The sequence below is a fragment of the Bacillus sp. X1(2014) genome (assembly GCF_007678255.1).
In genome coordinates this window covers 14877-38399 of sequence record NZ_VEED01000030.1, presented here as the reverse complement: position 1 = coordinate 38399, position 23523 = coordinate 14877, and the positions used below count along the sequence as shown (strand labels likewise).

The 23523-nt window shown below is 40.6% G+C and carries 20 protein-coding genes; 18 read left to right on the top strand and 2 right to left on the bottom strand.

The annotated features are described in order from the left end of the window. Positions 1–148: 148 nt before the first annotated feature. The 8 genes from FS608_RS28070 (at position 149) to FS608_RS28035 (ending at position 12090) form a co-directional block, all read left to right on the top strand. On the top strand, positions 149–1897 hold the full coding sequence (locus FS608_RS28070) for an ABC transporter ATP-binding protein (RefSeq protein ID WP_144555845.1): 1749 nt from the start codon (positions 149–151) through the stop codon (positions 1895–1897). Positions 1898–1920: 23 nt separating this feature from the next. Then, positions 1921–2595 carry a response regulator transcription factor gene (locus tag FS608_RS28065; RefSeq protein ID WP_144555844.1) on the top strand — a complete coding sequence of 225 codons (675 nt, stop codon included), beginning with the start codon at positions 1921–1923 and terminating at the stop codon, positions 2593–2595. Beyond that, positions 2592–3629 (top strand): sensor histidine kinase, encoded by a 1038-nt coding sequence (locus FS608_RS28060; RefSeq protein ID WP_222127420.1) that lies wholly within the window; start codon positions 2592–2594, stop codon positions 3627–3629. The genes FS608_RS28065 and FS608_RS28060 overlap by 4 nt, the downstream gene beginning before the upstream one ends. Before the next feature lie 150 nt (positions 3630–3779). Next, a complete protein-coding gene (locus FS608_RS28055; RefSeq protein WP_144555843.1) occupies positions 3780–6002 on the top strand; it encodes an alpha-galactosidase in 2223 nt (740 codons plus the stop codon). A 106-nt stretch (positions 6003–6108) separates the two neighbouring features. Beyond that, positions 6109–7599, top strand: a complete 1491-nt coding sequence (glpK, locus tag FS608_RS28050) for a glycerol kinase GlpK (RefSeq protein WP_144555842.1) — start codon at positions 6109–6111, stop codon at positions 7597–7599. A gap of 192 nt (positions 7600–7791) precedes the next feature. Then, complete coding sequence (locus FS608_RS28045; protein WP_144555849.1) at positions 7792–9393, top strand: glycerol-3-phosphate dehydrogenase/oxidase; 1602 nt, start codon at positions 7792–7794, stop codon at positions 9391–9393. A gap of 233 nt (positions 9394–9626) precedes the next feature. Further along, entirely contained in the window at positions 9627–11009 is a 1383-nt protein-coding gene (locus FS608_RS28040) for an L-cystine transporter (RefSeq protein WP_144555841.1), read from the top strand. 235 nt (positions 11010–11244) lie between these two features. Further along, positions 11245–12090 carry a VOC family protein gene (locus FS608_RS28035; RefSeq protein ID WP_144555840.1) on the top strand — a complete coding sequence of 282 codons (846 nt, stop codon included), beginning with the start codon at positions 11245–11247 and terminating at the stop codon, positions 12088–12090. Between the two features lie 71 nt (positions 12091–12161). Here the strand turns inward: FS608_RS28035 and FS608_RS28030 are convergent, their stop codons facing one another. Next, the gene (locus tag FS608_RS28030; protein WP_144555839.1) at positions 12162–12320 is read right to left on the bottom strand and encodes a DUF3934 family protein; all 159 of its coding nucleotides are present in this window, start codon (positions 12318–12320) and stop codon (positions 12162–12164) included. Positions 12321–12421: 101 nt separating this feature from the next. Then, positions 12422–12655: a hypothetical protein gene (locus tag FS608_RS28025; protein ID WP_144555838.1), complete on the bottom strand. Its 234-nt coding sequence runs from the start codon at positions 12653–12655 to the stop codon at positions 12422–12424. A gap of 193 nt (positions 12656–12848) precedes the next feature. On the opposite strand from FS608_RS28025, the gene FS608_RS28020 reads away from it, so the two are divergent. The 10 genes from FS608_RS28020 to FS608_RS27975 all read left to right on the top strand — a co-directional run bounded on the left by FS608_RS28020 (position 12849) and on the right by FS608_RS27975 (position 23468). Then, the gene (locus tag FS608_RS28020) at positions 12849–13382 is read left to right on the top strand and encodes a DinB family protein (RefSeq protein ID WP_260871849.1); all 534 of its coding nucleotides are present in this window, start codon (positions 12849–12851) and stop codon (positions 13380–13382) included. A gap of 39 nt (positions 13383–13421) precedes the next feature. After that, entirely contained in the window at positions 13422–14177 is a 756-nt protein-coding gene (locus FS608_RS28015) for an NRDE family protein (protein WP_144555837.1), read from the top strand. 70 nt (positions 14178–14247) lie between these two features. After that, positions 14248–14520 carry a hypothetical protein gene (locus tag FS608_RS28010; protein ID WP_260871848.1) on the top strand — a complete coding sequence of 91 codons (273 nt, stop codon included), beginning with the start codon at positions 14248–14250 and terminating at the stop codon, positions 14518–14520. Positions 14521–14574: 54 nt separating this feature from the next. Beyond that, the gene (locus tag FS608_RS28005) at positions 14575–16308 is read left to right on the top strand and encodes a sensor histidine kinase (RefSeq protein ID WP_144555836.1); all 1734 of its coding nucleotides are present in this window, start codon (positions 14575–14577) and stop codon (positions 16306–16308) included. A gap of 47 nt (positions 16309–16355) precedes the next feature. Then, complete coding sequence (locus FS608_RS28000) at positions 16356–17099, top strand: response regulator transcription factor (protein ID WP_144555847.1); 744 nt, start codon at positions 16356–16358, stop codon at positions 17097–17099. 121 nt (positions 17100–17220) lie between these two features. Further along, positions 17221–18498 (top strand): ABC transporter substrate-binding protein, encoded by a 1278-nt coding sequence (locus FS608_RS27995; protein ID WP_144555835.1) that lies wholly within the window; start codon positions 17221–17223, stop codon positions 18496–18498. 27 nt (positions 18499–18525) lie between these two features. Then, positions 18526–19470: a carbohydrate ABC transporter permease gene (locus FS608_RS27990; protein WP_260871847.1), complete on the top strand. Its 945-nt coding sequence runs from the start codon at positions 18526–18528 to the stop codon at positions 19468–19470. A gap of 37 nt (positions 19471–19507) precedes the next feature. Next, positions 19508–20338, top strand: coding sequence for a carbohydrate ABC transporter permease (locus FS608_RS27985; protein ID WP_144555833.1), 831 nt, complete (start codon positions 19508–19510; stop codon positions 20336–20338). Between the two features lie 112 nt (positions 20339–20450). Further along, positions 20451–21746 carry an MFS transporter gene (locus tag FS608_RS27980; protein ID WP_144555832.1) on the top strand — a complete coding sequence of 432 codons (1296 nt, stop codon included), beginning with the start codon at positions 20451–20453 and terminating at the stop codon, positions 21744–21746. Positions 21747–21761: 15 nt separating this feature from the next. Beyond that, positions 21762–23468: an amylo-alpha-1,6-glucosidase gene (locus FS608_RS27975; protein ID WP_144555831.1), complete on the top strand. Its 1707-nt coding sequence runs from the start codon at positions 21762–21764 to the stop codon at positions 23466–23468. Positions 23469–23523 lie beyond the last annotated feature (55 nt).

Here is a 23523-nt window from a genome sequence, read left to right as displayed (position 1 = left end):
ACCACCCGTGGACAAATGTCCACGGGTGGTGCCTGACACCTTTTTATATTGAATGTTCATATTCAATTCATATATTCTTTATATAATCTATTTTGTGATAGTAAATGGAATTGGAAGCATGTGATCGATAGAGGGGATGTAAAGAAATATGTCAGATGTAAAGAAAGAGAAGGGATGGCGCCAGTTTATTCGATTGGTTCAGCAAACCAAACCTTCTAAATTGCTTTTGGGTATCGCTCTTTTATTAAGTGTAGGAACCACCTTGGTGGGGCTGTTTGTCCCATTGTTCACCAAAAATCTTATCAATGACTTTTCTCTTAGCTCGTTAAGCAGAGGAAGAATCATTCTTCTAGTTTCTGCACTCATTATTCAAGCGGTTGTGAGCGGGATATCCATCTATTTATTAAATCATATCGGCCAATCGGTTGTGGCAGGGATCCGAGACCGTTTATGGAAGAAGCTGCTCGTCTTACCAATACCGTTCTATGATGAAAATCAAACAGGGGAAACGGTTAGCCGAATGACGAATGATACAGCAGTGGTAAAAGGATTAATTACCGACCATCTCGCCAATTTTCTATCAGGGACCATTTCCATCATTGGCTCGATTATTGTCTTACTGCTATTGGATTGGAAAATGGCTTTGTTAATGTTTATTGCCCTTCCGCTTGCAGCAGTCATTTTAATGACACTTGGTAGAAGGATGCATCAGGTGTCCAAAGGGATGCAAACTGAAACAGCACAGTTTACCTCCGTCATCCAGCAAGTATTATCTGAGATACGCCTAGTCAAAGCTTCGAATGCGGAAGAAATCGAATATAAGAATGGTAAAAGCGGAATTACGAAGTTGTTTCAATATGGATTGAAAGAGGCAAAAATTCAAGCACTGATTTCTCCGTTGATTGGTTTAGTAATCATGGTATTACTAGTCGTCATTCTAGGGTTTGGTGGAATGAGAGTATCTTCAGGTGCATTAATGGCGGGCGATTTAGTAGCATTTATCATGTATCTTTTTCAAATCGTCATGCCGATGGGGCAATTAGCCTCCTTCTTTACCCAATTTCAAAAGGCAACCGGTGCGACCGAGCGAATTATCGCGATTATTGATATGAATGAGGAACAAGATGATTCCAAGCGGGATGTCGAAGATATGAATCAACCTATAACGGTGGAGCGGCTGCATTATTCATATATTAATGGGGAATCCGTACTAAATAATATCAGTTTTTCCGTAGGGGCAGGCAAGGTAACCGCAATAGTTGGTCCAAGTGGCAGCGGGAAAACGACTCTGTTTTCCTTATTGGAGCGGTACTATCAACCGCAGCAAGGAACGATTCGCCTTGGGGAGGATCCAATAAATGAATTCTCACTGTTTTCTTGGAGAAGCCAAATTGGTTATGTTTCACAGGAAAGCCCGATTGTTGCAGGAACGATTCGCGATAATATTTGTTATGGAATGGATAAGCCAGTGGGTAAGGATGATTTAATAAGAGTCGCAAAAATGGCCTATGCCGATCAATTTATTGCCGAGCTCCCGAATGGGTATGAAACCGAAGTGGGCGAAAGAGGTATCAAATTATCGGGTGGTCAACGGCAGAGAATTGCGATTGCACGAGCATTCCTAAGAGATCCGAAACTATTGATGTTAGATGAAGCGACCTCTAGTCTTGATAGCAAATCTGAACAAGTAGTCCAACAGGCATTACAGAATTTAATGAAGGGACGAACCACACTAGTGATAGCTCATCGTTTGTCGACCGTCATTGACTCTGATCAAATTATCTTTCTGGATAAGGGAAAAATAACCGGCAGCGGCAAGCATGAACAACTAGTCCAAACTCACTCCTTATATCGTGAATTTGCCGAACATCAATTACGAATCAGCGAACCTGCTTAATAGATGGAAAGGGATGAGGAGCGATGACAAAATTATTAATTGTCGACGATGACGCTAATATTCGCGAGCTTGTGCTTCTATTTTTGAAAAAAGAGGGATTCGAACTGTATGAAGCATCAGATGGGATGAAGGCATTACAGTTGATGGAAAAAATAAAAATGGATATGGCAATCATTGATATTATGATGCCAAATTTGGATGGATGGGAATTGTGCCGGGAGATCCGGGAGTTTAGTGATATGCCGATCTTAATGTTGACCGCCAAAGGGGAAACCTCACAAAAAGTGAAAGGATTTGAACTCGGGGCAGATGATTACCTGGTTAAGCCTTTTGATCCCATGGAGTTAACAGCTCGAGTCAAAGCCTTATTAAAACGTTATAAAATAACGGTCTCACAAACGATAACAATTAATGAATTTATGCTGAATCGGAAAACCCATGAAATTTCTTTTAAAAATAAGGAAATTACCATACCGTTAAAAGAATTTGAACTGTTGTTTAAATTAGCGAGTTACCCTGGAAAGACATTTTCAAGAGAGGTATTAATAGAAGATATTTGGGGCTACGACTATGAAGGCGACGAACGAACGGTCGATGTGCATATTAAAAGGTTAAGAGAGCGTTTTTCAGAGGAGGAATTTCCGTTTCGAATTCAGACGATTCGTGGATTAGGCTACCGTTTTGAGGTAAAACCATGAAGACCAAACGTTTTTTTCAGCATTTATTTGGGGTTGTTTTTTTCATTGTATTTGTTTCGTTGGGCTTCTCAGCAGGTTATTTCATCGTCTCAGGAATCTATCACCTTTTCCATCTTCAGACATCCGATTATCTTCGTCATATGGCGGAGGTGGTTAGTAGTTTATTAACAATGGCGTTCGTTGGGTTTCTTATTGGTTTATTTACAAACTCTAGACGTCGCAATCTTTATTATGAGGTACTGGATGCCTTAAGCAGGATTGCTAAAGGTGATTTTAATGTATACCTGGATTTAAAGGTTGGGAGAGAAAATCAATTTACCAAACTGATTGACCATATCAATCATATGGCAAAGCAATTAAAACAGCTGGAAGAGATGCGGCAGGAGTTTATTTCCAATGTCTCTCATGAAATTCAATCACCGTTGACGTCAATTATGGGTTTTGCCCAAGCCCTCCAATACAATCAGCTAACAAATGAAGAGAGAAGCCATTATCTCAGTATCATTGAAACGGAAAGTAGAAGGCTCTCGAAATTAAGTGATAATCTTTTGAAATTAACTTCGTTAGAATCCAAGCATCATCCCTTTGATCGACATAGCTATCGATTAGACCAGCAGATACGGACGATTATTTTAGCTTGTGAACCGCTTTGGCTGGAAAAGGAACTGGAATTGGATGTTTCTATGGAGAAGGCGGCCGTCATCGCGGATGAGGATTTAATGAGCCAGGTTTGGACCAATCTCATTCACAATAGTATTAAATTTACGCCAAACCAGGGGATGATTCGTGTTCATCTTGAAAAGGTGGATGACAAAACGATCGTGAAAATTTCTGATACGGGGATTGGGATCTCGAAAAAAGACCAGATTCATGTGTTTGAACGATTCTACAAAGCAGATAAGGCAAGGGACCGGTCAAAAGGAGGCAGCGGATTAGGACTTTCCATCGTCAAAAAAATCATCGAAATGCACGAGGGCACCATCTTTGTTGAAAGCGAAGAAGGGAAAGGAACCACCTTTACAATTACACTATAAAGGGTGTCAGGCACTGCTCGTGGACAAATGTCCACGAACGGTGCCTGACACCCTTTTTTTATTTATTGTTCTCTTTGGCATATGGCAAATCATATTTATTGTAAGATAAGTAATTTTGGCTATTCAGCGACTATGGAGGAGTGAGTGCCCGTGCCAATTGATTGGGATGCAAAGGATGGGATTTTTCATTTGTACAATAACAGGATTAGTTATTTGATTCAAATTGTCCATGGTAAATATCCCGCTCATTTGTATTGGGGCAAGAGGGTTAGGGCACTGCAGCCTGCTTCCATTCTAGCATTTAAACGCAGGCCTTTTTCGCCGACGACGGAGCCTTCTTTTTCACAATTTTCACTTGATACACTGCCACAGGAATATCCCGCTTTTGGGAATGGGGACTTTCGTTCGCCGGCCTATCAGATCCGTTCATCTGACGGCACTACGGTAACGGAATTTGTCTACGATTCTCATGAAATTTTCCAAGGAAAACATCCACTTGAGGGATTGCCTGCTGCGTATGTCGAGGATAAATCTGAAGCAGAAACATTAGTGCTAACACTGGTAGATTCCATGCTTGGGATCGGGATGAATCTTCATTATACAATTTACCGTGATTTGGATGTGATAACGAGATCGGTCTCCTTTGAGCACCTTGGGTCGCATGATGTGGAAATACATAAATGTATGAGTATGTCAGTGGACATTCATCAGTCAGATTGGGATTGGCTGCACCTTTATGGTACATGGGGGCGTGAGCGTCACATCGAAAGGCGGCCACTTAACCACGGAATTCAAATGATTTCATCAGCTCGAGGTGCAAGCAGCCATCAACATAATCCTTTTGTTGCGCTGCTTTCAAAAGACACCAACGAAGAGAATGGGGATGTATATGGCATCAGTTTGGTCTACAGCGGGAATTTTCAAGCTTCTATCGAAGTGGATCCATTTCAAACTTCTAGACTAAGTATCGGAATAAACCCTTTTGATTTTACATGGGTGCTGAAGCCGGGAGAAACGTTTCAAACTCCTGAGGCTATAATGATTTATTCATCGGAAGGACTTGGAGGAATGTCCAGGACTTTTCATAAAATACTGAGGGAAAGAGTTTGTCGTGGGGTATACCGAGACAAAACACGCCCAATTCTCATTAATAACTGGGAAGCCACCTATTTCAATTTTAATGAAAAAAAACTTTTCGACCTTGCGGATGCAGCAAAAGAGTTGGGCATCGAACTGTTTGTATTAGATGATGGCTGGTTTGGGCATCGTGACAATGATAAAAGTTCGTTGGGTGATTGGTTTGTTTTTAAGAAAAAACTTCCGAATGGTTTAGAAGGATTGGCTGATTATATCAAAAAAAAGGGGCTGCAATTTGGGATATGGGTCGAGCCGGAAATGGTCTCCCCTGACAGTGATTTGTACCGTAAACATCCCGATTGGTGTATCCATGTGCCAGGAAGGAACCGGACACAGTCTAGAAATCAATTAATTCTTGATTTAAGCAGGGAAGACGTATGTAATTTTTTAATCGAAACGCTCACCCGTGTCATTAGCAGTGCTAAAATTTCCTATGTGAAATGGGACATGAATCGAAATATGACTGAGGTTGGTTCGGCTGCGCTGCCACCTCATAGGCAAAAAGAAACAGCACACCGTTATATGCTGGGCTTATATCAAATCCTTGAAAAACTGACCAAACGATTTCCGCAGATCTTATTTGAAAGCTGTTCCGGAGGAGGCGGTCGCTTTGATCCTGGCATGCTCTATTATATGCCGCAAACCTGGACGAGTGATGATACAGATGCTGTTGAACGGCTTAAAATTCAATACGGAACAAGCCTCATTTATCCAGCGATTACCATGGGGGCGCATGTATCAGATGTGCCGAATCATCAGGTGGGAAGAACTACACCACTTTTAATGAGATGCCATGTAGCGATGGCTGCAAATTTGGGATTTGAATTAAATATCGATAAACTGAGTAGTGATGATAAGAAGGTTGTAATGGAGCAAATCAAACGATATCATCAAATCAAGGATATTGTCTGTTTTGGGGACTTATACAGGCTGTTAAGTCCGTTTGATGGAATGGATACGGCTTGGATGTATGTGTCATCGAATCAGGAAAGGGCTGTAGTTTTTTACTATAAAACCTTGGCAACACCAAATCCACCTTTTTTCCGGCTGAAGTTGCGCGGGCTAAAGTCGTGTGAGATTTATAGAGTAAATAGGGGAGAACAGGAATATGCTGGCGATGAGTTAATGAAAATTGGATTAACGCTGCCACTAATAAATAGAGATTTTTCCTCAAGTATTTACTACATTGAAGCATTCGAAAAGTCATCAAATATAAAAGATGATCTTCAGGTCTGATATAATCGTAGTCGTTGTAATCGTTTCCGTATGGGGAAGGAAGCCTTTTGAAATGGTCTGCGTAGAAAAATATGGAATATTTTTAATGTAAGAGGAGAGTTCATAGATGGAAAAATACATTTTATCCTTAGATCAAGGGACAACAAGTTCACGTGCTATTCTTTTTAATAAAAAAGGAAAGATTGTTCATGTTGCTCAGCAGGAGTTTCAGCAGTACTTCCCACAACCGGGTTGGGTCGAGCATAATGCCAATGAGATTTGGGGTTCAGTCATAGCGGTAATGGCCTCATGTTTGGCTGAGGCGAATGTAAAACCAGAACAAGTGGCTGGAATCGGTATTACTAACCAGCGGGAAACTGCAGTAGTCTGGGATAAAGAAACAGGGCAGCCAGTCTATCATGCGATAGTTTGGCAATCTCGCCAAACCGTTGAGATTTGTGAAGAATTGAAAGCAAATGGCTATGATCAATTATTCAGGGATAAAACAGGCCTTTTAATTGATGCATATTTCTCTGGAACAAAAGTAAAATGGATTCTTGATCATGTAGAAGGCGCAAGAGAAAAAGCAGAGCGTGGAGAGCTGCTATTTGGAACGATTGATACTTGGCTTATATGGAAACTATCCGGTGGAAAGGCCCATGTGACTGATTACTCCAATGCATCGAGAACATTGATGTACAATATTCATGACCTTAAATGGGATGAAAAGTTATTAGAAATTCTTTCAGTTCCTGCTTCAATGCTGCCGGAGGTGCGCCCATCTTCAGAAGTATACGCTAAAACAATTGATTCCTCTTTCTCTGGCGCTAATGTGCCAATTGCCGGCATTGCAGGAGACCAACAAGCGGCATTATTCGGTCAGGCCTGTTATGAAAAAGGAATGGCGAAAAATACGTATGGTACCGGATGCTTTATGCTGATGAATACCGGCGAACAAGCAGTAAAATCAGCGAACGGGCTGCTAACGACCATAGCTTGGGGTATTAATGGAAAAGTAGAATATGCATTAGAAGGAAGTATCTTTGTTGCCGGTTCTGCGATCCAATGGCTCCGTGATGGGCTCCGGATGTTTAGAAGTGCTGAAGAGAGTGAGAAATTTGCTGCGAGTGTAGCATCAACCGATGGTGTTTACGTAGTTCCAGCATTCGTGGGGTTAGGAACTCCTTATTGGGATAGTGATGTACGCGGCTCGGTCTTCGGCTTAACACGTGGAACAACGAAAGAACACTTTGTTCGCGCAACATTAGAATCGCTTGCATATCAAACAAAAGATGTATTAACGTCAATGGAAGCCGATTCAGGGATCTCACTAAAAGCTCTGCGTGTAGACGGCGGTGCTGTTGCCAATAACTTCTTAATGCAATTCCAAAGCGATATGTTGGATGTCCCTGTTGAACGCCCAGAAATAAGGGAAACAACCGCCTTAGGAGCCGCCTATTTAGCAGGATTAGCAGTAGGATATTGGGAGAGCCAAGAGGAAATTGCTGCTCAATGGCATATGGATGAAGCATTCACACCAAATATGGATGAAGAGGATCGAAACAATCTATATTCAGGCTGGAAAAAGGCTGTAAACGCAGCTAGGGCTTTTAAATAATGGAACGGAATGATATACTAATATTAAATTAATATTTCGAATATTTCACCAAGTAGATTAGAGAGACCACAACAAAGCATTGGATTATTAAACCATTGTCTTTGTTATGGTCTCTTTTTTTTTCAATTGGAGGTAACCATAGTGGAAATCTTAAAATTTTCGAGTTTGGATCGAAACATAATCCTAAAAGAGATGTCAGCAGAAGAATGGGATGTGCTTGTCATCGGTGGTGGAATTACAGGCGCTGGAATTGCATTTGATGCCGTCACAAGAGGACTGAAAACGGCCTTGGTAGAAATGCAGGATTTTGCGGCTGGGACATCTAGCCGTTCCACCAAACTTGTTCACGGAGGCCTCAGATATTTAAAACAATTCGAAGTGAAGCTGGTGGCAGAAGTAGGGAAGGAACGAGCGATTGTTTATGAAAATGGCCCGCATGTAACGACACCAGAATGGATGCTCCTGCCTATTCATAAAGGTGGAACGTTTGGAAAAGTCAGTACTTCGATTGGATTACGAGTCTATGACTTTTTAGCAGGTGTTAAAAAAAGTGAACGCAGAAAAATGCTTTCCGCAAGTGAAACCATTCAAAAAGAGCCGCTCATTAAAAGAGAGGGATTAACTGGCGGTGGATATTACGTTGAATATCGTACTGACGATGCCCGGTTAACTATTGAAGTCATCAAGGAAGCGGTTGCTCAAGGTGTTAAAGCCGTAAACTATTCAAAAGTAATGGAGTTACTTTACCAGGATGATAAGGTGATCGGTGCTAAAGTTGTGAATCTTTTAACTGGAACCGTTTATGATATTTATGCGAAATATATCGTTAATGCTACAGGCCCTTGGGTTGATTCGCTCCGATACAAAGATCAGTCGGTAACTGGGAAAAAACTGCGGCTGACCAAAGGGGTCCATTTGGTGATAGATCAATCAAGATTTCCCCTGAATCAGGCAGTTTATTTTGATACTCCGGATGGCCGGATGGTTTTTGCCATTCCAAGGGATGGGAAAACGTATGTGGGGACCACAGACACTATTTATAACAACGATCCGATTCATCCGAAAATGACAGCAGATGACCGAGATTACATTATTAAAGCGATTCATTATATGTTTCCCACCTTAGATATTCGCATGGAGGATATTGAATCAAGCTGGGCAGGAGTAAGACCGCTGATTTATGAAGAAGGCAAGGACCCCTCTGAAATTTCGCGAAAAGATGAAATATGGGTTTCGAATTCTGGTCTGATTACCATCGCAGGCGGGAAGCTGACCGGATACAGAAAAATGGCGGAAACGGTGGTGAACTTGATCGCTAAACAGAGCGGCAATTTTCAAGCATGCCAGACTAAGTATTTACCGATATCCGGCGGTCATGTTGAGGGGGCTCATAACTTTGCTTCATTTATTGAAAAAAATGAAAAAAATGCCGAGATAAGAGGGTTTACAAAGGAACAATATCGCAAATTGGTTCATCGCTACGGTTCAAATATTGATCGAATTTTTAACATTGCGAAAACGTATGACCCAAATAACAAGTTTGGTTTGCCGCTTGAGGTATTTGTTCAAATTGTTTATTCATTAGAGGATGAAATGACAGTAACACCAATAGACTTTTTTATCCGCCGGACGGGGGCTTTATTTTTTGACATTCAATGGGCAGTGAAGTGGGAAGAAGCGATTATTGACTTTATGGAAGATACACTTGGATGGACAATGGAAGAAAGGACTCGATTCAAGGAAGAATTAGAAACAGCATTAAAGGATGCGGTCGATCCGTCCTCATCCGAATGAAAAAAGTTCAAATCTAAGCGGTGATTTTCTTGGTGGTAAAAAAACTAATCAAACGTTTGATTAAATATGTGACGGGCTTGGAATATAAGGAAAAGTCATATCATATTATTTACCATATCAAACGTTTGATTGTTATATTGCGTGGCAAGTTTATGGTGACGACCATAATTCCGACTTAATTCATTGGAATATTAGGATTACAATTTTTCCGAATTTGAAGGAGGATGGATAGTATGAATTTCTTGCTGATCCTCGTCAATGTAGCTGTTTTGTTATTACTCATGTTTGGATTATTTACGATGCAAAAGAAGCAAGTTTCTTTTTCCAAGCGTGTTTTTAGTGCGTTAGGTTTAGGTATTATCTTTGGTTTTCTCATTCATCTCATTTATGGCACGACACATGAAGTAACGACAGGTTCAATCGATTGGTTTAACATTGTCGGGAATGGCTATGTGAAACTCTTACAAATGGTGGTTATGCCGTTGATATTTGTTTCCATTGTCGGAGCCTTTACAAAGCTAAAGTTAACGAAAAATATTGGGAAAATTAGTTTCCTTGTCATCGGCATCCTGCTTGCAACGACAGCCGTTTCTGCGGCGATTGGAATTGGCTCTGCATTGGGATTTGGCCTGGATGGTGTGCAGTTAACTGAAGGAGAAGCGGAAGCAGCTCGGAATGCCCAGTTAGAGGAACGAGTTACTGGGATAGAAAATATGACGCTCCCACAACAAATTATTGAGTTAATCCCAAGTAATCCATTTCAGGATTTAACGGGTGCGCGCGCGACTTCGACGATAGCGGTTGTTATTTTTGCCGTGTTTATTGGAATTGCTTATCTTGGGGTTAAGCGCAAAGACCCAGATACAGGAGATTTTTTTGCTAAGATCATTGATACGTTCTATTCCGTTGTCATGCGAGTAGTCAACATTATTTTACGTTTAACACCATATGGAATTCTTGCCATCATCACAAGAGTTACAGCAACAAGTGACTATGCGGCGATTGCGAAATTAGGTAAGTTTGTGATTGCCTCCTATGTGGCGCTCATTGTGGTGTTCATTGTCCATTTACTACTATTATCCTTTGCCAAACTAAGTCCTGTAAATTATGTGAAAAAAGGGCTGCCAACCTTGACCTTTGCCTTCACGTCACGGACTAGTGCAGGAACCTTACCAATGACCATTAAAACGCAAACGAAAGACTTTGGTGTTTCAGAAGGGATTGCAAACTTTGCCGGGTCGTTTGGACTTACCATTGGTCAAAACGGATGTGCAGGTGTGTATCCTGCAATGTTAGCAGTGATGGTGGCCCCGGCGGCTGGGGTGGATCCAACGAGTATATCCTTTATCTTGACACTCATTCTTGTGGTGGCAATTAGTTCCTTTGGTGTAGCCGGTGTTGGCGGTGGCGCCACCTTTGCAGCGTTAATCGTTCTATCAGTTATGAATCTTCCAATTGCGATTGTTGGTTTGCTCATTTCAGTTGAGCCTCTTATTGACATGGGACGGACAGCTTTAAACGTTAGCGGAGCAATGACATCCGGTATATTAACCAGTAAAGTAACAGGTGAATTTGAAAACGAAGTCTATAAACAACCAGACATTGTAGAAGCATAAAAAACGGGAAACAATGTTTTAGGGCTTTTTCGCATAGCGGAAGAGCCTTTTTTTGTGGCAAAAAAATAGGATGGTCTTCATTTTATTTTTAATTTAAAATACTTGAATTCGAGATAATAGTAAAGTACACTGTAATCATAGGTGATTGGAATCGAATGAATGGTATGTATCACAACCATACTAAAATTAAAGACAATTTTCTTATATAACTAATTGACGAAAGGATGAGGAGAAAATGGATAAATTTCATCAAGCTCCAAATATATATGTCGGAGATGTCAATATTAAGGTGAAGAATCTCGATTATTCACTTACCTTTTATCAAAATATCATGGGCTTTAAAGTATTGGAAAAATCAGAGAGTAAAGCGGTCTTAACGACCGATGGAAAAAAGCCATTATTAACAATAGAGCAGCCGAAGGATGTTGTGGCGAAATCAGGTCGTTCCTCCGGCTTGTATCACTTTGCCATCTTACTTCCATCACGAGCAGATCTATCGGTCTTTTTACAGCACATGGTCCAAACTGGATATCCACTTGGTGCAGCAGATCACTATGTAAGTGAGGCGTTATACCTTAATGACCCAGACGGCAATGGGATTGAAGTGTACCGGGACCGTCCTTCTTCAGAATGGAAATGGAAAAACGGCTTAGTTGAAATGGCAACTGAAGAGCTTGATGGAAATGGGATTATCGCGGAGAGTGATGCGGAATGGAGCGGTTTACCAGCAGGGACGCTTATGGGGCATATTCACCTGCATGTCAGCAATTTGCAAAAAGCTGAAGAGTTCTACACAAAGGGACTTGGTTTTGAAGTAGTTAGTTACTATCCACAAGCGGCATTCCTATCGACAGGCAGATATCATCATCATATTGCCATCAATACTTGGCAGGGAGAAGGGGCTTCCACCCCACCGAAAAACAGTGTTGGCTTAAATTGGTACTCACTCGTTTTCCCTGATACGTCTGCAAGAGAGAAAGCCTTAAACCAACTAAAGCAAATAGGTGCTCCAATTACCAAGGAAGCCGATTACTTTGTAACAGAAGACCCTTCCGGAAATCAAATTCGGTTAATTTTATAAAACAGGATAGGGTGTCAGGCACCACCTGTGGACATTTGTCCACGAGCGGTGCCTGACACCCATTTTTGTTACTATTTTTCGTTTTTTTCGTCTGCGTCTTTTGCTCTTTTTACACCTTTGCTAACATACGGTTTGGCGCTTTTGGCTTTTTTGACTCCTGCCTGCCAACGAGTCCAGCCCTTTTTACCGGTTCCTCGACCGGTCCCGCCTTTCCCCTTTGTACTACTCATTTAACCACTCCATTACTCATGTACGTACATCCAACCGTCGTTGGCTAGATTAACAAGTTTAACACAGTTCACCCGAGATTTCCCCTTGAAATATTTGTGTGCTAATGAGTGAAAAATCCCAAGGCATATTTAATAGCTTCTTCAATATCATTTGTTTCATATCCTGCTAAGTCCTCATGGGTCACTTCCAGTTTAGTTCTTGCTAAGGAATAACCGCTGTCTAGTTCGATATCAAGGAGCACATCGTACCCTAAGGCGGTTTGGGTTATATCAATAATGTCATATTCGCGAATCGCAGTCCCTGTTTCGTATTCTAATGGTTCTAATTCAGACATGAGAAACAACACCTCCAAATGAATTCGTTCATAGCTATTATCATTTCCAAAGTTACGAATGAAACATCGGAAATAGATGTGATTCTTTTTAGCAATTTCAGCCTATTAAAGGATTTCCTCTATGTTAAAAGGATTTCCTAAGAAGATGCCGAATTAGAATGAGTGGTTTATTTTCCCGTACGGAGGTAATAGCATGGATTTGGATACATTATATATAATCGATCAAAAAGATAGTTTGGGGTTGGAGTTCAGTAAATTGGTGTCGATGATGAATTATACAAGGTACACCACGATGGAAGCTGTAAAGGGACTAACAGTGGAAGAGTTAGACTTCCTTTTTGATGAGGAAGCAAATTCAATCGGAATGCTGCTGGCTCATTTGGCTGCTGTCGAAAAGACGTATCAAGTGATAACGTTTGAGAACCGGGATCTAAATGAGAAAGAGTTAAGCATTTTACTACCTGCCCTAGATTTAGGTAGTCTTGGACGAGAAACGATTAAGGGCAATACGATTGATTATTACTTGGAGCAAATGGCTGAAGCACGGAATACAACCATCGAAATGTTTAAAACGCTTCCTGATGAATGGTTATATGAACAAACGCCCTTTTGGCACGATCGCTATGGGAATAATTTCTTTAAATGGTTCCATGTGTTTGAAGATGAACTGAGTCATAGAGGTCAGATTCGTCTGATCAAAAAAATGTTCAATAAACGTAAAGGTTGAAAAAGCCAGGGATAATTGATTAAAAGGCTGTGATTTCTGATGTGTTTAATACTCTTTGCTTATCAAGTTCATCCAATCTACAAGCTTATTGTGGCAGCAAACCGTGATGAATTCCTCGGGCGTCCTACAGCCCCAGTCCATTACTGGGAAGACCAGCCTGACATCCTTGCCGGCAGGGATTTAGAAAAAATGGGTACCTGGATGGGAGTTACAACAAGTGGACGGTTTGCGGCGTTGACCAATTATCGCGATCCAAAGGAAGTAACGGAAGGAAAGCACTCACGCGGTGAATTGGTTGCCAATGCCTTGAAACACAAAGGAAATATAGAGGGTTATATGAAAGATCTTGGAGAACGTAAGGATCTGTATCCAGGCTATAACTTATTGGCCGGTGATGGAAATGAATTATACTATTTTTCAAATAAAGGGAAAGAACTGCAAAAAATCGAACCCGGTATATATGGTGTTAGCAACCACTTACTAAACACTGAGTGGCCAAAGGTTCAAAAAGGTAAGGCGGGTATGTCCAAAATAATCAACGGGGACCAGGATGGGCTGGTAGACCGCCTTCTCGGAATCCTCCAAGATACGGACCAGGCTACGGACGAACTTCTTCCAAACACTGGCGTTTCATTAGAATGGGAAAGAAGGCTTTCACCGCTGTTTATAAAAAGTGAGAACTACGGGACCAGGAGTTCCACCGTCATGTTAATGTCAGACAAAGAAATTCACTACGTGGAACGAGTCTTCTCTATGGAAAGCATAAGTGAACAGAAATATAAGATTGAATTATAAAGTTTTGAATCTAAATGAAGGGTCAAAGGTTTCTCTCCTTGATCCTTCATTTTTTTATTTTCATAAGGTTGTGTTAAAGGTTAATGTTGAATTTGGCACCCTGTTGATCTTCGTTCCAGGCACGAAGACTCCTGCGGGAGGACGGGGCAGGGGAGACCCCGCAGGAGCGCAGCGACGAGGAGGCTCCCCGGACCGCCCGCGGAAAGCGAAGTGCCTGGAGCGGAAATCAACAGGCAAGTTTAACAGAGCCTTTGATAAAAGTGGTCGTAACTACCAACTAAAAACACAGGAGATCTCTATAGAAATTATAACAACTCTGGTTTATGATAAGGGAGATTTATGAAAACGATTACCAGTAATAAAAGGATGAGAATGCTGTTATGGAGAATGTGATATCATGCAAAGATTACAAGGTTTGATCAAAGTTATTAAACATATATCCACAAAACTTAAAAATCGATTGTATAGCAGTTTTCGAACCAAGTTGATGCTGTTTTTTATCGTAGTGGCACTGATTCCTCTTCTTTTATTCGGTTATCTCTCTTATCAAAAATCATCCACGATTGTAAATAAACAATTTAATGATTATGAAAATTTTGCTGTTTCACAGCTTGAAACGCAATTAGAAAATACGATTAATCAGATGTTTGTCGTTTCAAACGATATACATCAATATTTATCCGACCCTACCTTAATAGTCATTAAAGAGGAGATTCCAAGGACCTATGAAGGATTCATAGAGAAAAAGAACTTTGAAAGATTCCTTGAAGCTCATAAAACTTTTAATACGAAAGGAATCTACTTAATAACAAATTCCGGATATTATTATGGGGGAAACAATCTCGATTCTCAAAAACTTTTTCAAATGCCTTTTTGGAAAGAAGCAAGCAATATAAAACAAGGGGATCGCTGGATTGGATTTTATAAAGCTGATCATTATGATAGCGGTAAACCACCTGAATCAATTCTTGGTCTTTTATTGCCGATTCAGAGCCAATATGGAATTTTAAAGGGCAGCAAGCTGCTAATTGAGACGAAGGCTGACGAGCTTTTTTCATATATTAAGTACCTTGAAAGAGACGTACATGCATTTATTACCATTCATAATGAAAAGAGTAACATCATTTACCAAACAAAAGCTAAAAGGAAGCCACTCTCAAGTGATGTTGTCAGGGTAAAAACGATTGATGCTTATGGATGGCAAATTGAGATTCGTGTCCCTGAAAAACTATTTTACCAATCCTCTGAGGTTATCTTTAACTATACTTTGCTTGGTATTTTCTTTTTAATTATTCTGGCGATCTTATTAGCAATAGTTTTTTCTGCGCCACTTGCAAAACGGATCAGGAAACTAAAGGAATCAATGGAACTTGTTAGTATGGGTGAGCTGCAGACACAAATCCCTGTAAAAGAGCACGATGAAATTGGAAAATTAACCATCAGTTTTAATCAGATGGTTCAACAAATTAAGGAATTAATTGATGAAATCGAAGAGACGGAACGGCTAAAAAGGAAAGCGGAGTTAAGGGCATTTCATTATCAAATCAATCCCCATTTGTTGTTTAATACGCTAAACTCCATTCAGTGGAAGGCGAGGCTTAGTAATGCCAAGGAAGTCCAGCAAATGATTTACCATCTTACCGAAGTTCTTCATGAAAATCTCAATTTTGCTGATGAATTGATTCCGTTGAAAAAAGAGCTTGATACAATCAGACATTACTTGAAAGTGCAGGAAATCCGTTTTGGACATATGTTTGATTACCTAGAAAAGGTCAATCCGGAATGCCTTGATTATTTGATACCAAGGTTGTCCTTACAGCCATTATTTGAAAATATTTTTTTCCATGCCTTTGAAGACGGACAGGGAAAAATTGAATTAACCATTGCAAATCATTCAGACTTCTTAGAGCTTGTCGTATGTGATAACGGAAAAGGAATGAGTAAACAAACAGCACTAAACTTACTCAATGACCATTCCACAAATGACAAAGTACGGGGAATTGGCGTGTTTAATGTCGATCAGCGGCTTAAGCTTCATTTTGGAAATGAATATGGTCTGATAATAGAATCTAGTCCAAAGGCTGGAACAACGATTAAAATGCGCTGGCCAAAAAGGGGGATGACCACGTGATTAAAGTCCTAGTAGTTGATGATGAATATATCGTCCGAAAAGGGTTAATGGCCACGGTGAATTGGAAGAAATTCAATATGGAAGTAGTAGCGGATGCATCAAATGGTCAAAAGGGCTGGGAAATGTTCCTTGAACACTCTCCCGAGGTTGTCATTACTGATATTGTCATGCCAGAACAGAACGGCATTGAACTGGCCAGAAAAATTAAACAAGCCGCACCCGCCACGAAGATCCTGCTATTAAGCTGCCATCGGGATTTCGAATATGCCCAGGAAGGCATTAAGGTAGGTGCTTCTGGTTATATTTTAAAAACAGCTTTCCAAGATGATGAATTTGAAGAATACCTTAAACAATTCACTGATGAAATCCATAAATCAGAAGAGAAAGAAAAAGACACTAATGGACCCGAAGCCTTAACATATGAAATTGATGAAAAATGGCCGGAACCAATTCAAAAAGCGGTTCTACTGATTACGAAGGACCTTTCAGAATCCTATTCATCGGTCGATGTTGCCAATGAAGTCGGCCTTAGTAGAAGCCATTTTAGCACACTTTTTAGTAAGTCCGTCGGGGAAAGCTTCCAAACATTTACGGAAAAGATAAAACTCAATACTGCCTGTGAATTGCTAGAAACCACTTCTCTTACGTTACAGGAAATAGGGGAAAAGGTTGGGGTGTATGACGGGAAATATTTTAGCAAATGGTTTAAAAAATGTACGGGATGTACACCATCTGATTATCGTCTAACAAAAAGGAGAATCACTTCGGACAATCTTACCCCTAACCCATAAATTTCACATAAAATTAAAACATTATTACTAACAAGTTAAGATGAATTTCAGTGTGAGACCGCTTTCATTAGAAGTACAATGAAGGCGGTTAATTTTTTATCTATAGAGGGGGAAATTGAGAATGAAAAAAATCAGCATCCTAGCAATGATTTTATTATTAGTTAGCGTCTTCTCCTTGGCAGCATGTTCGAACAGCAGTTCAGGGGAAAAAGCCTCCGGAGGAACTGGAGAAGAGAAGGATGGAAAAGGATCTATTACCCTTCGCTTTGCTACTTGGGACTCCGGTGAGGCTTTGAAAATTCAACAGGATATTGCCAAAAAGTTTGAAGAAGAGAATCCCGGTGTAAAGGTTCAAGTAGAGGCCTATGGTGATGGCTTTGATCAGAAACTGGCTGCTTCCTTTGGGGCAAAAAATCCACCGGATATGATGTATATGTGGAATTTCCCAGCATATTACGAATCACTTGAGCCGCTTGATGCTTATATCAACGGTGATGCCGAAATGGATATGGATGATTTTTATCAAGGGTTATTTAATTATTCCAGCATGAACGGAAAAATTTATGGCATGCCTGCTGGTTTCACAACACGGGTTGTGTATTATAACAAAGATTTATTTGATGCAGCTAACGTCGCTTATCCAAAGGATGGCTGGACATGGGACGATTTTAAAGAGATTTCTAAAAAATTGTCAGAACCGAGCAAAAAGCAATACGGTTTTGGGGTAGTGCCAGAGCCAGACACATATGATCTCCAAGGGTTGGTATGGAGCAATGGCGGCAGTTTCATCAGTAAAGATGGGAAAAAAGTTAAGGGCTATATGAACAGTCCTGAAACAATTGAATCAATTCAAATTTTAAGTGACCTTCTTAAGGATAAAAGCGCTGTTCTTGTTGGCGGGAAAAACCAACAAAGCGGTGATGATATTTTCAAAGCAGGAAAGATCGCTATGTGGGAAAGCGGTATTTGGCCTTTAGAAGGATTTAAAGAAGCTAAGATTAATTTTGGAACAGTTGAAGTCCCATCATTTGGCGACAAGCCAGCAAAAGGGGTTATTGCTTCTTCTGCAGTTTCAGTAGCCAAGGATTCTAAGCATAAAGATCTTGCTTACAAATTTGTGAAGTTTTATTCCTCACCTGAAGCAATTAAAATGCGTACGGCGGATTTACCCGTTCGAATTAGTGTGGTAAAGGAATTGAATATGGAGCAGGATCCATTAGTAAGTCCCTTCTATAAAATGCTTGAACGATCTGATGATACACCAGCATTTCTTTTAAATAAAAATTGGAATGAAATCAACCGTAACCTGTCTGCAGCTGTGAATGCAGTTATGCTTGGACAGGACGCTGAGAAACTACTAAATAAAGCCGCCAAGGACTCTGAGAAATATATGAAGTAGTAAGACTAAATAAGTGGGGTGTTCATGATGAAATCTTTACCTGCCTCTCCTACACCCTATGTGGAAATAAACAAGAAAAAGAAAATAAAGTGGGACAAGATTGTCCCACTTCTTTTTATCTCCCCATGGGTAATTGGATTTCTTGCTTTTACGCTCGGACCATTAATATATTCTCTTTTTATCAGCTTCTATGATTGGCCGGTTGTCGGTAAGGCGACATTTATCGGTCTAGATAACTATAAGACAATGTTTACGGATGATCCGCTTTTTTGGAAATCATTATGGGTGACGGTTAAATTCGCTGCGCTGTTTGTTCCTTTAAATATTATTGTAGCCCTAGTTTTAGCCATTTTATTGAATCAAAATGTAAAAGGTCATTCCTTTTTCCGAACCTTTTTCTACCTGCCGTCCGTCATTTCGGGTGTTGCTCTTGCGATGATTTGGGCATGGGTATTCAACGGTGAATACGGTATTCTTAATTACTTTCTTTCCTTAGTTGATATATCAGGTCCTAACTGGCTGAATGAGACGGGCTGGGCACTTGTAGCGATGGTAATTGCCAGCCTTTGGGGTCAAGGTACGATGATGTTAATCTTCCTGGCAGGTTTAAAAGGTATTTCTGGAGAACTTTATGAAGCTGCATCTATCGATGGAGCTAATAAAATAACTCAGTTCTTCAAAATCACCTTGCCGCTCTTAACACCAACCATCCTATTTAATGTCATCACAACAATAATAGCAGCTTTCCAGCAATTGACGTTAGCTCTGCTATTAACTGGCGGCGGACCGCTTAATTCAACCTATTTTTACGCAATGTATGTTTACGAAAATGCCTTTAAATATTTTAAAATGGGCTACTCTTCAGCAAATGCGTGGTTTATGTTTTTGATTGTTTTAGGTTTAACGATGTTGGTGTTTAAATCCTCGTCTGCCTGGGTGTACTACGAAGGAGAAGTGAAAAAGAAGAAATAAAAGTTGCAGCCAATCTACTGATACGAGGGGTTTAACTATGAAAATGAAAAGCAGGGTTGAAAAAACCTTTATATACGGTCTTTTAATCTTTTTCTCACTGTTATTTCTGGCGCCATTATTCTGGATGGTGACGACTTCGTTAAAATCACCAGAAGAGCTCTATCTGTTCCCGCCGAAGTGGATTCCTTCCAGCCTCCACTTTGAGAATTTTAAGGAAGCTTGGGTTTCTCAGCCATTTACACAATTTCTAACAAATTCACTCACGGTGACAATCCTAGCTACAATTGGTCAAATGGTTTCGTCTGCACTCGTTGCTTATGGGTTTGCAAGGTTTACCTTTAAGGGAAGAGATTTCTTATTTATGGTGCTCCTTGCCACGATGATGATTCCGTGGGAAGTGACAATGATTCCTTTATATATGGAATTTAATTTCCTTGGCTGGATCAATACGCTAAAACCGCTGATTGTTCCCGCTTGGTTCGGTGCTCCATTTTATATCTTTTTGATGCGCCAGTTTATTATGGGTATACCCAAAGAGCTGGATGAAGCAGCTAGGATAGATGGTGCAAACTCGTTCCAAATTTTTTATAAAATTTATCTTCCGCTGATGAAGCCAGTTTTAATCCTAGTTGGAGTGTTCAGCATATTGAATTGCTGGAATGATTACCTAGGGCCGCTCGTGTTTTTGAATGACCAGAGCAAATATACATTGACACTTGGACTGGCACAGTTCAAAGGAATGTTTGGTGTAGATATGGAGGGAATCATGGCGATAACCTTCTTAATCAGCATCCCGCCGCTTGTTCTTTTCTTCGCTGCACAGCGCTACATTGTCGAGGATGTTTCTAAGTCAGGGGTAAAGGGATAATGAGTTAAAACAAGGACTAATTAGAAGGGGTTATCCCTTCTAATTGGTTAGGTTTATAAATGGGATATGACTATCCTATAACTTTTGGGTAAATGAAAGGTTGAAACACTCTATGATACAGTCGTTACGATTTCTTACATTGCCGTCTGGTGTGAAACGTTTTTTAGCCACAGAATCTCTGTACGGGCTGAGCATTGGAATGTTTACCTTAATTTTGAATCTGCATTTAATTGAAATGGGTATGACAGAAAAGCAAATAGGACTCATCACCTCAATGGGTATTTTAGTAATGGGAATCCTTGCAATACCTGTGAGCATCTTGGCTAAAAAAACAGGCCGGAAAAAGCTGCTGGTTACAGGGATTACATGTATTGCCATTGGATGCAGCATTTTTGCTTTTGCAGAAGGCTTTGCATTCTTTTTTTGTGCCCAATTTGTGGTTTCTATGGGTCTAACGCTTGTGGAAACAACGGAAATACAGTTGTTGTTCCATTATAGCCGGTCAAAAAGGGAAGAAACCCAGGCTTACAGCTTTTTATTCGCAGTGTTTACTGCTTTTTTGGGAGCGGGAACGCTAATTGGCGGCTTTTTGCCACATTGGATTGAGCTTTCAGAGAGAGGCTACCAAAATACATTGTTAGCCACATCCATATTGTTTCTATTATTAGCCTTTACAAGGGGAAGTTTACTGCCAGCTGAGCAACGTAGGAAAACAGTTGCGCGGGAAGACCAAAATCAGAGGATAGAAGGTCCTGAACCGAAAACTTTCGTTGAAACTAAAAGTAAGCTTACGAGAGATGTAAAGCAAAAGTTATTATTTTTTGCTGTTTTCGCACTGATTACTGGTGGTGCAGTATCCTGTTTACAGCCTTACTTGAATTTATTCATTAAGTTTCGTTTCAATTTCTCGAATGAGTCTGTTTCAATGCTGCTGGCTCTAAATGGTCTGGCGCTGTTTACTGGTTCTGTTTTTTCACCAGCACTGATTGACCGTTTCGGGGTTAAAAAGACATTTCTTTATATTTACATGGTGAATATCACTCTTTGCCTTCTGTTATTTTTGAACATCAATCCTTATATCTTTTCCACGCTTTTATTAGTAAGAGGCGGGGTATTTACGATGCTGACCAATCTGGCTGACAGTTTATCCATGTCATCATTTAGGGATGAGGAAAGGGATTTGTATGCAGGAATGAGAGCCGTATTTCGAAGCGTTGGTTCGGCATTAGCCGCATTTCTTGTCGGTATCATTCTAGCTGGAAAAAACTATACACTTCCATTTATTTTGGCGGGTCTGCTTCTCCTTCTCGGCTATGTATATTTTACTTATTTAATCAGACCGAAATTCTTCGAAACGGATCAAGAGTTCCTGGTAAATACAAATGATCGAATAACAAATGAATGTTGAAAGTGAGTGGATCTAATGTTTGATATAAAAAAAATCCCCTACAGCCGGTATGGTTCTTTTATAACTATTTCACCAAATCATCATGAGGATGGGGATAGTCCGCTTTACCTCCGCAATATCCGAAATGGAGACAATGAGTTTGGCGAGGTGTTCCGGATTGATATTACGTTTGAGGGAATCCCCCTTCCTTATATAGCGGTACTACTTCCGAGTATGCTCCGGCTTGAAAGCACGGCAGGGTTTGCAGAATTTTGTATAACAGAATCCCGTATCTTACAAATTAGAAGTCATGGAGTTGGTGTAAGACTGACAGGTATTACTGGGGCTTACGATTATGCTGTTGAAGTGGATGAGGGGCGTTGGGAAGTTAACCATTCCCGTCAGGAAATGCGATACATGCTTACTTCGATAAAGGGACGCCTTGTTGTGGACGCACCTTTTAGAGAGCAGCGTTGTGAAAAAATTATTGTCGATTTTCTTCCGAATTCGGACATGGAGATGGAAGGTGTAATTGAGGAGTTTACGACCGTTTACAAAAACCGCACCTATTCCACTTTTATAAAAGGGCATCAAAAAGTTGCAAAGGAATATGAGTCATGGTTAGAAAATACCCTTGAGATTCCAGAAAAGTATGCAAAAGGAAAAGAGGAAGCCTCTTATATTACGTGGTCATGCGTTGTTCCACCTGAAGGAATGCTGACTAGGCCGGCGATGTATATGTCGAAGAATTGGATGACAAACATTTGGAGTTGGGATCACTGCTTTAATGCCCTAGCATTAGCACAAAATAACCCCGATCTCGCCTGGGACCAGTTTATGATCTTTTTTGATTTGCAGGATGAATCAGGGATGCTGCCAGACTTTGTCAATAATAGGTCTGCGTTATGGAATTTTACCAAACCGCCCATCCATGGCTGGACTTTAAGGCGCATGTGGGAACAAAACGGTTTTGTTACAGAGGATAAGCTTCGGGAAGTCTATCAGCCGCTAGAAAAATGGACGAAGTGGTGGCTGACGTTCCAAGACAGCGACCAAGACGGAATTCCACAATATAATCATGGAAATGACAGTGGTTGGGATAACAGCACAATTTTTCACAAAGGAACACCAGTTGAAAGTCCCGACCTCTCTTCTTTCCTAATAATTCAAATGGAGGTTCTGTCGGAGATTGCCTGTAAGCTGGGGAAATATGATGAAGCTAGACAATGGATGGATGAGTCTCAAGCATTGTTAAATAGAATGATTGACCATTTTTGGACGGGATATAACTTTGTAGCAAAACGCTCAGGAACACATGAAGTCATTGAATCTAACAGTCTAGTTTTATATGTCCCTCTGATTCTCGGAAATAGGCTTCCGCCAAAAATTCTAAATAGGCTGGTAGAAGAGATAAAAACCAAGGGATTTTTAACAGAATATGGACTAGCAACCGAGATGCCGGACAGTCCGTTTTATAGGGAAGATGGATATTGGCGAGGACCAATCTGGGCACCAACCACTATGCTGCTCACCGATGGGTTGCTTTCATCCGGCAAAAAGGAGGCAGCTCTCGACGTGGCAGAGAAATTCTGTGCGATGGCAACGAAATCAGGAATGGCGGAAAACTTTGATGCACTAACTGGGACTGGACTTCGTGACCCAGCATTTACTTGGACATCGAGCGTATTCCTTCTCCTTGGACAACTTCTCGTTGCAGAGAGCCGACGCGTGGAAGATAAGTAAGGCTGGCTGTTAAATATTTAAACATTTTACGTTACTCCGAATTGGAATAAAACTA

What these genes read in the sequence shown, in the direction of transcription:
- FS608_RS28005 (WP_144555836.1), top strand. Translation starts at nt 14,575, where the DNA reads ATGCAAAGATTACAAGGTTTGATCAAAGTTATTAAACATATATCCACA.
- FS608_RS28020 (WP_260871849.1), top strand. Translation starts at nt 12,849, where the DNA reads ATGGATTTGGATACATTATATATAATCGATCAAAAAGATAGTTTGGGG.
- FS608_RS27990 (WP_260871847.1), top strand. Translation starts at nt 18,526, where the DNA reads ATGAAATCTTTACCTGCCTCTCCTACACCCTATGTGGAAATAAACAAG.
- FS608_RS28030 (WP_144555839.1), bottom strand. Translation starts at nt 12,320, where the DNA reads ATGAGTAGTACAAAGGGGAAAGGCGGGACCGGTCGAGGAACCGGTAAA.
- FS608_RS28000 (WP_144555847.1), top strand. Translation starts at nt 16,356, where the DNA reads ATGGCCACGGTGAATTGGAAGAAATTCAATATGGAAGTAGTAGCGGAT.
- FS608_RS27985 (WP_144555833.1), top strand. Translation starts at nt 19,508, where the DNA reads ATGAAAATGAAAAGCAGGGTTGAAAAAACCTTTATATACGGTCTTTTA.
- FS608_RS28040 (WP_144555841.1), top strand. Translation starts at nt 9,627, where the DNA reads ATGAATTTCTTGCTGATCCTCGTCAATGTAGCTGTTTTGTTATTACTC.
- FS608_RS27975 (WP_144555831.1), top strand. Translation starts at nt 21,762, where the DNA reads ATGTTTGATATAAAAAAAATCCCCTACAGCCGGTATGGTTCTTTTATA.
- FS608_RS28025 (WP_144555838.1), bottom strand. Translation starts at nt 12,655, where the DNA reads ATGTCTGAATTAGAACCATTAGAATACGAAACAGGGACTGCGATTCGC.
- FS608_RS28070 (WP_144555845.1), top strand. Translation starts at nt 149, where the DNA reads ATGTCAGATGTAAAGAAAGAGAAGGGATGGCGCCAGTTTATTCGATTG.
- FS608_RS27980 (WP_144555832.1), top strand. Translation starts at nt 20,451, where the DNA reads ATGATACAGTCGTTACGATTTCTTACATTGCCGTCTGGTGTGAAACGT.
- FS608_RS28035 (WP_144555840.1), top strand. Translation starts at nt 11,245, where the DNA reads ATGGATAAATTTCATCAAGCTCCAAATATATATGTCGGAGATGTCAAT.
- glpK (WP_144555842.1), top strand. Translation starts at nt 6,109, where the DNA reads ATGGAAAAATACATTTTATCCTTAGATCAAGGGACAACAAGTTCACGT.
- FS608_RS28045 (WP_144555849.1), top strand. Translation starts at nt 7,792, where the DNA reads ATGTCAGCAGAAGAATGGGATGTGCTTGTCATCGGTGGTGGAATTACA.
- FS608_RS28065 (WP_144555844.1), top strand. Translation starts at nt 1,921, where the DNA reads ATGACAAAATTATTAATTGTCGACGATGACGCTAATATTCGCGAGCTT.
- FS608_RS28060 (WP_222127420.1), top strand. Translation starts at nt 2,592, where the DNA reads ATGAAGACCAAACGTTTTTTTCAGCATTTATTTGGGGTTGTTTTTTTC.
- FS608_RS28015 (WP_144555837.1), top strand. Translation starts at nt 13,422, where the DNA reads ATGTGTTTAATACTCTTTGCTTATCAAGTTCATCCAATCTACAAGCTT.
- FS608_RS27995 (WP_144555835.1), top strand. Translation starts at nt 17,221, where the DNA reads ATGAAAAAAATCAGCATCCTAGCAATGATTTTATTATTAGTTAGCGTC.